This is a genomic window from Actinospongiicola halichondriae (genome assembly GCF_049103745.1).
GTDB lineage: Bacteria > Actinomycetota > Acidimicrobiia > Acidimicrobiales > Salinilacustritrichaceae > Salinilacustrithrix > Salinilacustrithrix halichondriae.
The window spans coordinates 483,288-495,577 of the sequence record NZ_CP171622.1 but is presented as its reverse complement, the minus strand read 5'-3'; the positions used below and the strand labels follow the sequence as shown (position 1 = coordinate 495,577).

The window sequence follows — 12,290 nt, the reverse complement described above, 5'->3', positions numbered from 1 at the left end:
GACCCTACCGGTCGGGTCTGGTGCCCATCCTCCGCGACACTGGGCGCCGTGGCTGTTCGCGAGGATTGTCGGCACTACTCGACCCGTTCGACGCCCGCGGGCGACGTGCTCCAGCGGTGTCGACTGGGCGCCGCCGAGGAGATGCCGTTCGCGTGCCCCGAGGACTGTCTGTTCTTCGAACCCCGTGCCATCACCGACACCGGCTGGCAGCGCCTCGACCGTCCCGAGGACTGAGTCAACCGTCCCGGTCGAGGATCGTTCCCTCACGTAACCGGCGGAAGAACAGCGATCGAGGCATGGCTTCCGCACCACGTGCGGCAGCATCCGACAGGACCTCGTCGTCGACGTGGCTGCCGTAGGCGATGACGCGAGCGCCGGTCGTGAGGGCGGCGTCGAGCGCTCCGCCGAGGCCGAGGTCGACGACGATCACGGTCGCACCGTCGAAGTCGGTACCGGGACGGACGACACGTACGCCGTCGATGCCGGAACGGATCTTCGAACCGTCCATCAGGTCGGTCGTGATCGCGTACGCCGTCATGTCTTCCCCTCCGCTCGACGCCGGGCCTTGAACAAGAAGGCCTTCGCCGCACCCCAGGTGAGCCCCAACTCGTGCAGCGACGGGTCGACCTCGTCCCACGAAGCCGGGACGAGCCCGTAGTCGTCGTCGGGGAACGACCGCTGCACGAACGGGTCACGAGCAACCGTGGGGACACCCACGTCGACGAGGACCTCGTGCGCGAAGCGGGTCGTGTCACGCAACAACGACAGCGGGTTGGTGCGCTGGTGGTCGAGGTCGGTCTCGACCAGCGCCTGCATCCGCGGCACCACATCGGCAGCCGCTTCGACGCCGGCAGTCGTCGCCGCCTGCTCCACGTCGGCGCTCACCTCTCCGGACCAGGAGCGGACTCGTTCGATGACCAGGCGCTCGATCCACGCGGGAACGACCTCGGCCACCGCAGCGACCAAAGCGGCGGAGATCTCGCGGAACCGCTGCTCGTCCGCGGGATCGTCCTGACTCGTTGCGGCGTGTGGGTTGTCGGGCGGCGACATCGGAGTCAAGCTTCGGGCATGCGACCTCGCCGCGTCGAACCCGGCCCCGGCCAGGAATCGGTCTGGGACTATCCCCGACCTCCTGCCGTCGAGCCCTGCGACCACCACGTCACCGTCGACTTCGGCGGGGTGCGGATTGCCGAGACGACCCGCTCGGTCCGGATCCTGGAGACCAGCCAGCCGCCCGCCTACTACCTCCCGGCCGCCGACGTCCGCACCGACCTCCTGGTGCCGGGCACCGACCGCACGTTCTGCGAGTGGAAGGGCGCCGCGGTCTACTGGACCGTGCAGGTCGGTGAACAGGCCGCACCGAACGCCGCCTGGACCTACCCCGCACCGACCGAGCGGTTCGCGCCGATCGTCGACCACTACGCCTTCTACCCACAGATGATGGACGAGTGCACCGTCGACGGCGAGGTCGTCGACGCCAACGAGGGAGCGTTCTACGGCGGTTGGATCACGTCGAAGGTGGTCGGCCCGTTCAAGGGTGGACCGGGGACGCAGGGCTGGTGAAGATCAAGGCCATGTCGGTGTTCGAGGGCATCGTCTACCACTCGGTCTGCCTCGACCCGTCCCATCCGGAACGACCCACGCTCGAGGTCGAGGCCGTGCTGCGCGACGGCGACGTCGACGACGGACCGGTGCTGCTGCCCTGGGCCGACTTCGTCTACATGGTCGGCACCGACGTCGCGAGGCGGTGCTTCGCCGATTTCGCGGACGACGACCGGATCGTCGACCACCTCGGCGTGAAGCACCTGGCGTTCCCGCTCTGGACCGCCGGCGACATCACACGCCGCTAGCGAACAGGACTACAGCGAGCGGCCCGCGCCCTCCCAGTAAGGGTCACGAAGCAGCCGCTTGTAGAGCTTGCCCGTCGGGTGCCGCGGGAACTCCTCCTCGAAATCGACCGACTTCGGCGCCTTGTAGCCCGCCAGATGGTCGCGGACATGCCGGATCAGGTCACGAGCCAGTTCGTCCGACGGCGCATGCCCGTCGGCCAACTCGACGGCGGCCTTGACCTCTTCGCCCATCTCGTCGTGCGGGATCCCGAACACCGCAGCGTCTCGCACGGCGGGGTGGGTGACCAGCACCCCTTCGATCTCCGCCGGGTAGATGTTCACGCCGCCGCTGATGATCATGTCGATCTTGCGGTCCGAGAGGTAGAGGTAGCCCTCGTCGTCGAGGTACCCGATGTCTCCCAGGGTCCCGAATCCGCCTTCGCGGTGCGCCGCCGCTGTCTTCTCGGGAGCGTTGTGGTACTCGAAGTCGGTGCCGAGCAGGTTCTTGAACCAGATCTGTCCCGACTCCCCCGTGGGCATCTCGTTGCCGTCGTCGTCGAGGATGCGCACCTCGTAGCTGGCACCGAGTCGGCCGACACTCCCCGGACGCTCCAGCCACTCGTCGGCCGAGATCACCGACATGATGCCGCCCTCGGTCCCGCCGTAGTACTCCCACACCTTCGGGCCGAGCCAGTCGATCATGTCGCGCTTCACCTGCGGTGAGCAGGGCGCTGCGCCGTGCCACACACAGACGAGCGAGCCGCCGTCGAAGGCGGCCTTCGTCTCGTCCGGCAGCTTCAGGAGCCGGATGAACTGGGTCGGCACGAGGTGGACGTTGGTGACGCCGTGCTCGTCGATGAGCGACAGCACCTCGGCCGGATCGAACTTGTGCTGCATGACGCAGCGGCTGCCCGCCAGCAACGGCAGCAGGGACCACGCCCACTGCGCCGAGTGGTAGAGCGGACCGCACAGGAGGGTGGTTCCGCCGTCGGGGATCGAGAGGTTCGCAACGGCTCCGGCGGCGACCAACTCCATGAGGTTCGCCGGCATGCCCGGCTGGATGGTCGAGGTCCGAACACCCTTGGGGAAGCCGGTGGTCCCGGACGTGTAGAACATCGGGCCGCCCAGCGTCTGGTCCTCGGGCTCGTCGGGCGACGACGCAGCGAGGAAGTCCGCGTAGTCGGTGAAGCCGTCCGGCGGGTCGGCGTCGATCACGAGCTGCAGCAGGAGTCGGTGGTCGAGCCGGGCGATGGCGTCGGTCGCGACGTCGAGGAACCGACCGTCGACGACGAGCGCCTTCGAGTCGGAGTCGTCGAGCACGTAGGCCAGCTCCTCACCGGTCCAGTGCCAGTTCACCGGGACCATGTAGAGCCCGGCGTGGCCCCCTGCGGCCTGCACCTCGAAGTTCTCGCACCGGTTGCCACACAGGATCGAGATGGTGTCGCCGGCGACCAGACCGGCATCACGGAACCCGTTGACCAGGCGGTTCGTCGCGTCGTCGAGCTCGGACCACGTCTCCTCGCGGAGATCGTCGATCAGCGCGATCGAGTCGCCGTTCGCGTCGGCGTGCTTCTTGGTGATGTCGGCCATCGTGCCCCCTCGTGCGAGGCCGGACGGTGGCCCCGCCCGCAACGTAGCCGCGGGCTACGGGTTGAGGTTCCCAGAACGGAGCCCGTCGAGGTCGACCGACACCCACCGGTATCCGGCCGCCTTCACCACGGCAACGACATCGACTCGGCGAGCGAGCGCTTCGTCGATGCGGTCGAGAGGGAGCTCGACGCGAGCGAGCTCACCGTGATGCCGGACCCGGAGCTCGTCGAAGCCCATCGCCCGCAGCGCTGCCTCTGCGTCCTCGACCGATCGCAGCCGGCCCAGGGTCACCGGCGTGCCGTACGGAAGACGGGACGCAAGACACGGGGCCGCAGGCTTGTCCCACGTCCGCAGACCGAGTTCACGTGAGACCCGGCGGACGTCGTCCTTGGTGAAGCCGGCCTCGACCAATGGAAAGACCGCACCGCGCTCGGCCGCCGCGCGTTGCCCGGGGCGGTGATCGTCGAGGTCGTCGAGGTTCACGCCGAGCATCGCCGTCGCCGAGGTCTCCTCCACCAGGGGCCCGATCGCGTCCATCAGCGCGTCCTTGCACCAGAAGCACCGGTCGGTGTCGTTCTGGCGGTACGCCGCGTTGTCCATCTCGTCGGTGTGCACCTCGCGCCAGTCGAGGCCCCATTCGGCGGCGAGGCTGCGGCAGTCGTCGTGCTCGAGACCGGCGAGCGACGGCGACACGGCGGTCACGGCCGTGGCCCGATCACCCAGGGTCTCGTGGGCGACCCACGCGAGGAACGCCGAATCGGCGCCACCGGAGAAGGCGACGACGACCCGATCGAGTTCGCGCAGTCGGTCGCGGAGCACGGCGAGATCACCCATCGATTCCATCCTTGCGCACCGAACCCGGCGACGAAGCAGCGTCAATGGGACAGAAGCCCGATTGAGGGAGATTCTGCATTTCTTCACGATCGGCCGCATGGGGCCGCCACCGAGAGTTACTCTCATCGTTCCCTGTTGTTGAACACAAAGGAAACTGATCACATGCGAAAGCCGGGCAAACTCCGCCTGCTCATCGCGTTGCTGATGGCCTTCTCGCTCGTCGCAGCCGCATGCGGCGACGATGACGACTCGGCCACCGGCGACGAGAGCACAACCACCGAGGGCTCGGGAGGCTCCGGCGACGGCGCCGACGGCGCGCTCGCCGGGATGCGGGGCACCACGCCGCTCGCACCGCTCGACGATTCCTTCAAGGACCGCCTCCTCGAGGTCGACCCCGAGCTCGTCGACTTCAACTACGGCCCGGAGACCTACGACGCGATCATCGTGTCGGCCCTCGCGGTCGAGGTCGCCGGCACCGACGGTGCCGAGTACGGCAACGAGATCAACGGCGTCACCCGTGACGGCGAGAAGTGCACCGGCTACGCCGAGTGCCTCGCCCTCATCGAAGCCGGAACCGACATCGACTACGACGGCGTCTCCGGCCCGCTCGACTTCTCCGGCAACGGTGAGCCGACGGTCGCGAGCTACGGCATCCTCACCTTCGGTGACGACAACCGCATCGACGACGACGCCACCGAGTTCGTGACCGCCAACGCTCCGGAAGAGGCCGACGTGCCCCAGGAGCCCGTCACCGCCACCCGTGAGGGCGACGGGGTCTTCAAGGTCGGCACGCTCCTCCCGGAGACGGGCTCGCTTGCGTTCCTCGGCCCGCCCGAGTTCGCCGGCGCACAGCTCGCGATCAACGAGATCAACGAAGCCGGCGGCGTCCTCGACAAGCCGGCCGAGCTGAGCAACGGCGACTCCGGTGACACCACCACGGACATCGCCAACAGCACCACGGACCGTCTGCTGTCCGAGAACGTCGACCTCATCGTCGGTGCCGCTTCGTCGTCGGTGAGCCTCACCGTCATCGACAAGATCACCACCGCTGGTGTCGCCATGTTCTCGCCGGCGAACACGTCGAAGAAGTTCAGCACCTACGACGACAAGGGCCTGTACTTCCGCAACGCCCCGTCGGACATCCTCCAGGGTGCGACGCTGGCCGACATCGTTCTCGGTGACGGCATCACCAACGTCTTCATCCTGGCGCTGGACGACGACTACGGCACAGGCCTCGTCGACGACTTCACGGCCGCCTTCGAAGCCGGCGGCGGCGAGGTCATCGACGCCGTCATCTACGACCCGGCTGCGCAGACGTTCGACGCCGAGGTCGGCCAGGCCGTCTCCGCCGATGCTGAGGGCACCCTCCTCATCGGCTTCGACGAGTCGAGCCGCATCCTCACCGTCATGGTCGAGCAGGGCATCGGCCCGCGCGACAAGCCGGTCTACGGCTCGGACGGCAACATGGGCAACGCCCTCGGCGAGAACTTCGACGCCGGAAAGTGATCCCACGCATCGTCAGCACTGACTGACGAGCGACCGCACTCCGAAGAGGCCCCGGCTCACGCCGGGGCCTCTTCGCGTTCTGGCGCACACCCACGTTCTCCGACGGGCGCGACAACGCTCCCGACGCGAGTCGAACGTGGTCAGCGTCGCGCTGGCGAAGTGGCGGCGGCTACTGGACCCGGGCGAGCGTGCCCAGGTAGAGCTCGATCACCTTGGGGTCGGCGAGGAGTTCCTTGCCGGTGCCCGTGTAGGCGTTCTGGCCCTGGTCGAGCACGTAGGCCCGATCGCAGATCTGGAGGCAACGACGGGCGTTCTGCTCGACCATGATGATCGACACGCCGGCGGCCTGGATCCGCTTGCACCGGACGAAGACCTCGTCCTGAAAGAGCGGCGACAAGCCCGCGGAGGGTTCGTCGAGCAGGAGGACCGACGGATCGGCCATGAGGGCACGCCCCGATGCGACCATCTGCCGTTCGCCACCCGACAGCGAGCCGGCCCGCTGCTTGCGGCGCTCGAAGAGGCGCGGAAAGAGGTCGAACACGAACTCGAACCGCTCGTTCACCCGCTTCGGCTCGAGGTACGTCCCCATCTCGAGGTTCTCCTCGATGGTGAGGGACGGGAAGACGTTGTTGGTCTGGGGGACGAACCCCACCCCCATCGACACCAGCTTGGACGCCTTGTGCCCGGTGATGTCCTCACCGGCCAGCGTGACCGACCCCTGTCGGACCGGGATGAGGCCGAACAGCGCCTTGAGCAGTGTCGACTTGCCGGCGCCGTTGGGGCCGATGATGCCGATGAGCTCGCCGTCCTCGAGCGTGAGCTCGCAGCCGGTGAGGATGTCGACGCCGGGCACGTAGCCGGCCACGATGCCGCGGGCTTCGAGCAGGCTCATGCGTCGTCTCCGGTCGGGTCGGGTCCATCGTCGGCGCCCAGGTGCAGCTCGGAGCCGATCACGTCACCGTGTGCTCCGGTCACCTCGGCGATGACGGCTTCCTCTTCCCAGTCGCTGAGGTCGCTGTCGTGGTGGGCGCCGAGGTATGCGTCGATGACTTCCTTGTTCGAACCGATCGCGTCGGGCGGGCCCTCGGCAATGATCCGGCCCTCGGCCATGACGACGACCCAGTCCGAGATGTCGAAGACGACGTCCATGTCGTGCTCGACGAAGATCACGCTCATCCCCTCCTCGCGGAGGTTCTTGACGTGTCCGAGCAACGACTGGGTGAGCGCAGGGTTGACGCCGGCCATCGGCTCGTCGAGCATCACGAGCTCGGGCTTGGCCATCAGCGAGCGCGCCATCTCGAGCAGCTTGCGCTGGCCGCCGGAGAGCGAGCCGGCGAACTCCTCACGCATGTGGTCGAGCTTGAACCGGGCCAGCAGCTCGTCGGCCTGGGCCTCGATCTCGGACTCCTGGCGACGCCACAGGAACGGGAGCAGCGACGGGAGCATCCGCTCGCCCCGCTGGCCGGTGGCACCGAGCTTCATGTTCTCGATGACCGTCATCTTGGCCAGCGCCTTGGTCAGCTGGAACGTCCGGATCATGCCCTTGCGAGCGACCTGGTGCGGCGCCATCTTCCCCATCGACTCGCCGTTGAACTCCCACGCGCCCGTGTTGGGCTGGTCGAAGCCGGTGATGAGGTTGAAGAAGGTGGTCTTGCCGGCGCCGTTGGGGCCGATCAGGGCGGTGATGACGCCACGCTGGAACTCGAGGTGGTCGACGTCGACGGCGACGAGGCCGCCGAACTGACGGCGGACACCGTCGACCTTCAGGATCGGGTCGGGCTTGGCGGCCCCAGGCTCGCGCGCGACGTCGGCGAAGGGGTCGGCGGCCACTGCGGGAAGGTCAGCGGGCATCGAGTTCGATCTCCCTGCGGTCGCCGAAGATCCCCTGCGGTCGGAACACGATCAGGCCGGCGAGGAGCACACCCACGAGGATGAACCGAACGGCGCCGACCTGCGTTCCGGTCATGATCGCGTCGGGGATCAGGTCGTTGTTGTCGGCCTGGCGGAGGAAGGTGTCGGTGAAGGCCAACACCATCCAGAACAGCATCGCGCCCACGATCGGGCCGATCACCCGGGCCGCCCCGCCCAGGAGCAGCGACGTGAGGATGAAGAAGGTCAGCGGCGTGCCGAAGTTGTCCGGTTGCACGGACTGCGTGGCCACGGCGTTGATGAACCCGCCGAGCGCACCGATCATGCCGCCGAGGACCAGCGCCTGCATCTTGTACGAGAAGACGTTCTTGCCCAGGCTGCGAGCCGCATCTTCGTCCTCGCGGATCGACTTCAGGACACGGCCCCACGGGCTGCGCATGAGGAGGTACACGAGCACGGCCACGATCACGACGAGACCCCAGCCGACGGTCATCGGCCAGAGATCGGTGTGACGGAACTCGAGGGGCCCGAACCCGTACCGACCCGGGTTGTACGGGTTGACGTCGTAGAACTCGCCGGCGAAGTTGTTGATGCCCGACGAACCGCCGAAGTAGTCGGAGAACGTCACCGATCGCAGGATGAGGCGCAGTGACTCGGCCGCAGCGATCGTGACGATCGCCAGGTAGTCCGCGCGCAGCCGGAGCGTGGGCACACCGAGGATCAGCGCGAACACGGCAGCGGCGATCAGGCCGGCGAGCACACCGAGCCACATCGACTGGTCGAAGTACTCGACGGTCACACCCACGCCGTAGGCGCCCAGGGCGACGAAGGCCGCCTGACCGAAGTTGAGCAGACCCGTGTAGCCGAAGTGGATGTTGAGACCGATGCCCGCGAGCGCGAACACGATGGCGTCCTTGGTGAACGCCGCGCGGATGGTGGTCTCGAAGATCAGGCCCCAGTCCATGTGGGCTCCCTTCTCGTCGTCATCCGACTCGCTCCGCTCTGCCCAGGATCCCCTGCGGGCGGACCAGCAGGATCACGATCAAGATGGCGAAGGCGCCGACGTTCTTCAGCTCGGTCGAGACCCAGATCGTCGACACCTGGACGAACAGCCCGATGATGAACGAGCCGAGCAGGGCGCCGTACGCCGTGCCCAGGCCACCGAGGGTGACGCCGGCGAACATCAGCAACAGCAATTGGAACCCGAACTGGAAGCTGACCTGTTCGCCGAGGCCGAACAGCACGCCACCGAGGCAGGCCAGCGCGCTTCCGCTGACCCACACGAACAGGATGACGCGGTCGACGTCGATGCCCGACGACTCGGCCAGATCCGGGTTGTCGGCCACGGCACGCATGGCCTTGCCGATGCGGGTCAGCTGGAGTGCCAGGCCCACGCCGACCAGGACCACGACCGAGATGATGATGCTGTAGATGTCCTTGGCGGTGATCGAGATCGGTCCGATGTCGATCGCTCGCTGGAGGGCGTAGTCGCCGTAGGGCCGGGTACCGCCGCCGAACTGGTAGAGGAACAGGTACCGCAGGATGAAGCTGAGGCCGATCGAGACCACCATCATCGCGATCAGTCCGGTCTTGCGACGTCGGAGGGGTCGCCAGATGCCCAGGTCGCTCGCTCCACCGAGCGCGCCGGTGGCGACCATCGCCAGGAGCGCCGCCGGGATCAGCTGGATCCCGAGGGTCTGGTTGAAGAAGTAGGCGATCAGTGCGCCGAGCGTCACGAGTTCGCCGTGGGCGAAGTTCACGAGACCCGTGGTCCCGAAGATCAGCGACAGGCCGATCGACGTCATCGCGATGATCAGGCCGAACTTGATGCCCTCGACCGTCAACTGGAAGAACTGATCGATCTTCGAGCCGACGTTGCGGGTGTCCTCACCCAAGGCGAACAGGATCGGACGGGACTGCCCCGGCCGCACCGAGACGGCCAGCGAGGCACGGTCCTCGTTGCGGAGGTCGATGTCGTCGGGGAGGCTGTCGGGATCGATCGACACGACGTAGTCGCCCGGGCCAGGCAGGCCGATCGACCAGGTGCCGTCGTCGTCGGTCTCGACCGAGTCGATCTCCTCACCGTCGGCGGTGGCGACCGAGATCACGGCGCCGGCCACGAGGATGACCTCGTCGTCGACCTCACCGTCGGCCTTGAGGGTGCCGCCGACCGACTCTGGCGCTTCGGTGCCCGTCTCTGCGGCTCCGGTCTCGGCAGCGTCCGTCTCCTGGGCCCCGGCAGGGACCACCAACGAGGCCAGCACGAACGTGACGGCGAGGACGCCGAGGAGGGCAACGGCGATGGTCTTCGGGAGTCGAGACGTCACGGGAGTCGGACCATACAGAACTGCACACCGGCCACGCGGCGTCGAAGGGCATCCTGTCGAATTGTTTTCACAATTCGGCCACGACCGAGCGCAGTTTGTCCCGCTTCGCGTGCGGCTCACGCCCCCAGCTGCAGCGACTCCAGGACCTCGTCGAGAGTGCCGGTCATCCCGGTGATGAACGCGCCGAACTCGGCGTAGACGGCCGAGGCCTCGTCGTAGCGCATGGTGTAGACGACCTCCTTGAGGTCGTCTGGGTGCTGCGCGAACAGGGTCACGCCCCACTCGAAGTCGTCGATGCCGGTCGACCCGGTGATGACCTGCAGGATCCGGCCGGCGAAGGTTCGACCCGACTTCCCGTGCTCCATCATCAGCGAGTGCCGCTCGTCGTAGGGCAACGTGAACCAGTTCTGGTCGACGTTGCGGCGCTTCGACATCGGGTAGAAGCAGAACGCCGGCTTCCCCTCGGGCGGGAGTTGGGGGTGGAGGCGCGCCTGCTTCATCTCGTCGGGGACGCCCTTGGCGTACTCGGAGATCTCGGTCAACGACACGTAGCTGTCGACGAGTTCGAGTCCTGCCGCGGTCAGCTCGGTCTGGAGCCGGCGGAGGCGCCACTGGTCCTCACCCAGGACCATGAACCCGAGGTCGGCCTTGTGTCCGAGCACCGACACCGGGACCACCTGGTAACCGTCGGCCTCGGCGGACGAGACGGCGGCTCGGATCTCGGCGGCGTCGGCGAGCGGGCCGACCGAGAAGAAGAGGTGGAGGACGGATTCGCCGTCCGTGGGGATCGAGGGAGAAGTCACTCCCCAACCCTAGAAGGCGTTGCGGGCGGAACCGCTAGGGGAGGAACCGCTCTCGCTGCGAGCGGGTCGGGAGCTCGCACTGGTCGAACTTGCCGAACAGCCGGTAGCGCGAGGCAGCGATCACCTTGTAGGCGCCGTCGGCGATCCTCTTCGGCGTGTGGCGGATGATCGCGGCGACCGGGGCCAACCGGCCGATCGCTCGCAACTCGGCGGCGACGCCGTCCATACGCTCGTGATGGACGGGCTCGGGTCCGGTGTTGTCGACGAAGACGAAGGTGTCCGCACTCGCTGGACCGTCGTCCTCCCACACGATCCCCAGACGCGCCGCCGTTTCGCCCTGTAGCGGAGCGAAGTGGAGGATCCGGTCGCGATCGAGCCCCATCAGCGAACGAACGCCGCGATGGCAGAGTCCGCAGACACCGTCGTAGAGGACGATGTGGTCGGGGAGGCCGGAGAGGTCGTCCCCGACCCCGTCGCTCGGCGCCGGCTTCTCGTCGCGCTGCGTCGTGCTCACGATGCGACCACCGCCGACAGCGTCTCGCCCAGGAGGCTCACCCGACCGGGGAGGTGACCGTTGGCGATGGAGTTGACGGTGAAGCCGTCGATGCCGAGCGCCATCCATTCGCTGAACTGCTCCCCCAGCTCGTCGGGAGTCCCGTGGGCGAGCATCGAGCGCATGGCGTCGGCGTCCTCGACCGACATGGACGACAGGTCGAGACCACGTCGGCCCAGCGCCTCGTCGACCTCGGCCACGGCCTGTTCGTGCGTGGGGGCGATGCAGGCATTGCGCTGCATGGTGACGGTGATCTCGCTGCGATCGCGGCCGAGTCGCTCGCAGTGCGCGGCCAACGCCTCGAGCTTGCGAGGGATCTCCTCCGGTCCAACCGTCATGTTGGAGTCGTCGCCGTACTGGGCGACCATGCGAAGCGTCTTCTTCTCACCCGACCCGCCGATCATCACCGGGATCCGGCCGAGCGGCGGCGGCTGGTTGATCGCCCCCTTCACCGCGTAGCGCTCGCCGTCGAGCGTCGGTCGCTCGTCACGCAGCATCGGCAGGATGATCTGCAGCGCCTCGTCGAGCTTCTCGAACCGGTCGGTGAACGAGCCGAACTCGATGCCGAACGCATCGTGTTCCTGCTCGAACCAACCGGCACCGATGCCGAGCTGCGCCCGGCCGCCGCTGACGATGTCGAGCGCGGTGACGGTCTTCGCGAGCACGGCGGGATTCCGATAGGTGTTGCCGGTCACGAGCGCGGACAGACGCACGGTCGACGTGTGCTGCGCCAGCGCCGAGAGCAGCGTGTAGCACTCGATCATGTAGTCCTCGGGCTGGCCGAGCATGGGCAGTTGGTAGAAGTGATCCATCACCATGACGGTGTCGAACCCCGACTCCTCCGCCTCCTTTGCCTGCTGGACGACCAGGTCGAAGATCCCGTCCGGAGCGACCGTCCCCTCCCCGTCGGGGTAGTTGAAGTTGGGGATCTGGTAGCCGAGGCGCGTCATGGGTCCGACCGTAACGCCGTCCACGGTGC

At 67.5% G+C, this 12,290-nt stretch carries 15 protein-coding genes; 4 read left to right on the top strand and 11 right to left on the bottom strand.

Annotated features, from left to right (window positions below; all coding sequences use genetic code 11):
- Window positions 1-48 precede the first annotated feature (48 nt).
- Window positions 49-234 (top strand): hypothetical protein, encoded by a 186-nt coding sequence (locus AB8619_RS02605; protein ID WP_436794901.1) that lies wholly within the window; start codon window positions 49-51, stop codon window positions 232-234.
- A 1-nt stretch (window position 235) separates the two neighbouring features.
- Here AB8619_RS02605 and AB8619_RS02600 read toward each other — a convergent pair whose 3' ends face one another.
- Window positions 236-538: a hypothetical protein gene (locus AB8619_RS02600; RefSeq protein ID WP_436794900.1), complete on the bottom strand. Its 303-nt coding sequence runs from the start codon at window positions 536-538 to the stop codon at window positions 236-238.
- Window positions 535-1,050 carry a hypothetical protein gene (locus AB8619_RS02595; protein ID WP_436794899.1) on the bottom strand — a complete coding sequence of 172 codons (516 nt, stop codon included), beginning with the start codon at window positions 1,048-1,050 and terminating at the stop codon, window positions 535-537. Before AB8619_RS02595 ends, AB8619_RS02600 begins: the two co-directional genes overlap by 4 nt.
- 18 nt (window positions 1,051-1,068) lie before the next feature.
- Here AB8619_RS02595 and AB8619_RS02590 point away from each other — a divergent pair, with 18 nt between their 5' ends.
- Together AB8619_RS02590 and AB8619_RS02585 are read left to right on the top strand one after the other, a co-directional pair.
- A complete protein-coding gene (locus AB8619_RS02590; RefSeq protein ID WP_436794898.1) occupies window positions 1,069-1,563 on the top strand; it encodes a DUF427 domain-containing protein in 495 nt (164 codons plus the stop codon).
- The gene (locus AB8619_RS02585; RefSeq protein ID WP_436794897.1) at window positions 1,560-1,850 is read left to right on the top strand and encodes a hypothetical protein; all 291 of its coding nucleotides are present in this window, start codon (window positions 1,560-1,562) and stop codon (window positions 1,848-1,850) included. Before AB8619_RS02590 ends, AB8619_RS02585 begins: the two co-directional genes overlap by 4 nt.
- Window positions 1,851-1,859: 9 nt before the next feature.
- Here AB8619_RS02585 and AB8619_RS02580 read toward each other — a convergent pair whose 3' ends face one another.
- Together AB8619_RS02580 and larE are read right to left on the bottom strand one after the other, a co-directional pair.
- Entirely contained in the window at window positions 1,860-3,419 is a 1,560-nt protein-coding gene (locus AB8619_RS02580) for an AMP-binding protein (protein ID WP_436794896.1), read from the bottom strand.
- Between the two features lie 54 nt (window positions 3,420-3,473).
- Window positions 3,474-4,253, bottom strand: a complete 780-nt coding sequence (larE, locus tag AB8619_RS02575; RefSeq protein ID WP_436794895.1) for an ATP-dependent sacrificial sulfur transferase LarE — start codon at window positions 4,251-4,253, stop codon at window positions 3,474-3,476.
- A gap of 162 nt (window positions 4,254-4,415) precedes the next feature.
- Here larE and AB8619_RS02570 point away from each other — a divergent pair, with 162 nt between their 5' ends.
- Window positions 4,416-5,759 (top strand): ABC transporter substrate-binding protein, encoded by a 1,344-nt coding sequence (locus tag AB8619_RS02570; protein ID WP_436794894.1) that lies wholly within the window; start codon window positions 4,416-4,418, stop codon window positions 5,757-5,759.
- Between the two features lie 169 nt (window positions 5,760-5,928).
- On the opposite strand, the gene AB8619_RS02565 is transcribed toward AB8619_RS02570, so the two are convergent.
- The 7 genes from AB8619_RS02565 to AB8619_RS02535 all read right to left on the bottom strand — a co-directional run bounded on the left by AB8619_RS02565 (window position 5,929) and on the right by AB8619_RS02535 (window position 12,261).
- Window positions 5,929-6,651, bottom strand: a complete 723-nt coding sequence (locus AB8619_RS02565; RefSeq protein WP_436794893.1) for an ABC transporter ATP-binding protein — start codon at window positions 6,649-6,651, stop codon at window positions 5,929-5,931.
- Complete coding sequence (locus tag AB8619_RS02560) at window positions 6,648-7,610, bottom strand: ABC transporter ATP-binding protein (protein ID WP_436794892.1); 963 nt, start codon at window positions 7,608-7,610, stop codon at window positions 6,648-6,650. The genes AB8619_RS02565 and AB8619_RS02560 overlap by 4 nt, the downstream gene beginning before the upstream one ends.
- A complete protein-coding gene (locus tag AB8619_RS02555; RefSeq protein WP_436794891.1) occupies window positions 7,600-8,592 on the bottom strand; it encodes a branched-chain amino acid ABC transporter permease in 993 nt (330 codons plus the stop codon). The genes AB8619_RS02560 and AB8619_RS02555 overlap by 11 nt, the downstream gene beginning before the upstream one ends.
- A gap of 19 nt (window positions 8,593-8,611) precedes the next feature.
- Entirely contained in the window at window positions 8,612-9,955 is a 1,344-nt protein-coding gene (locus tag AB8619_RS02550) for an ABC transporter permease subunit (RefSeq protein WP_436794890.1), read from the bottom strand.
- A gap of 116 nt (window positions 9,956-10,071) precedes the next feature.
- Window positions 10,072-10,758, bottom strand: a complete 687-nt coding sequence (locus AB8619_RS02545; RefSeq protein WP_436794889.1) for a chlorite dismutase family protein — start codon at window positions 10,756-10,758, stop codon at window positions 10,072-10,074.
- Between the two features lie 34 nt (window positions 10,759-10,792).
- Window positions 10,793-11,272, bottom strand: coding sequence for a thiol-disulfide oxidoreductase DCC family protein (locus tag AB8619_RS02540; RefSeq protein ID WP_436794888.1), 480 nt, complete (start codon window positions 11,270-11,272; stop codon window positions 10,793-10,795).
- Window positions 11,269-12,261, bottom strand: coding sequence for an LLM class F420-dependent oxidoreductase (locus AB8619_RS02535; RefSeq protein WP_436794887.1), 993 nt, complete (start codon window positions 12,259-12,261; stop codon window positions 11,269-11,271). The genes AB8619_RS02540 and AB8619_RS02535 overlap by 4 nt, the downstream gene beginning before the upstream one ends.
- Between the last annotated feature and the right edge of the window lie 29 nt (window positions 12,262-12,290).

Bases quoted from the DNA above. Each gene is read 5' to 3' on its own strand.
- AB8619_RS02555 (WP_436794891.1), bottom strand. From the start codon at position 8,592: ATGGACTGGGGCCTGATCTTCGAGACCACCATCCGCGCGGCGTTCACC.
- AB8619_RS02595 (WP_436794899.1), bottom strand. From the start codon at position 1,050: ATGTCGCCGCCCGACAACCCACACGCCGCAACGAGTCAGGACGATCCC.
- larE (WP_436794895.1), bottom strand. From the start codon at position 4,253: ATGGGTGATCTCGCCGTGCTCCGCGACCGACTGCGCGAACTCGATCGG.
- AB8619_RS02580 (WP_436794896.1), bottom strand. From the start codon at position 3,419: ATGGCCGACATCACCAAGAAGCACGCCGACGCGAACGGCGACTCGATC.
- AB8619_RS02560 (WP_436794892.1), bottom strand. From the start codon at position 7,610: ATGCCCGCTGACCTTCCCGCAGTGGCCGCCGACCCCTTCGCCGACGTC.
- AB8619_RS02535 (WP_436794887.1), bottom strand. From the start codon at position 12,261: ATGACGCGCCTCGGCTACCAGATCCCCAACTTCAACTACCCCGACGGG.
- AB8619_RS02600 (WP_436794900.1), bottom strand. From the start codon at position 538: ATGACGGCGTACGCGATCACGACCGACCTGATGGACGGTTCGAAGATC.
- AB8619_RS02565 (WP_436794893.1), bottom strand. From the start codon at position 6,651: ATGAGCCTGCTCGAAGCCCGCGGCATCGTGGCCGGCTACGTGCCCGGC.
- AB8619_RS02570 (WP_436794894.1), top strand. From the start codon at position 4,416: ATGCGAAAGCCGGGCAAACTCCGCCTGCTCATCGCGTTGCTGATGGCC.
- AB8619_RS02590 (WP_436794898.1), top strand. From the start codon at position 1,069: ATGCGACCTCGCCGCGTCGAACCCGGCCCCGGCCAGGAATCGGTCTGG.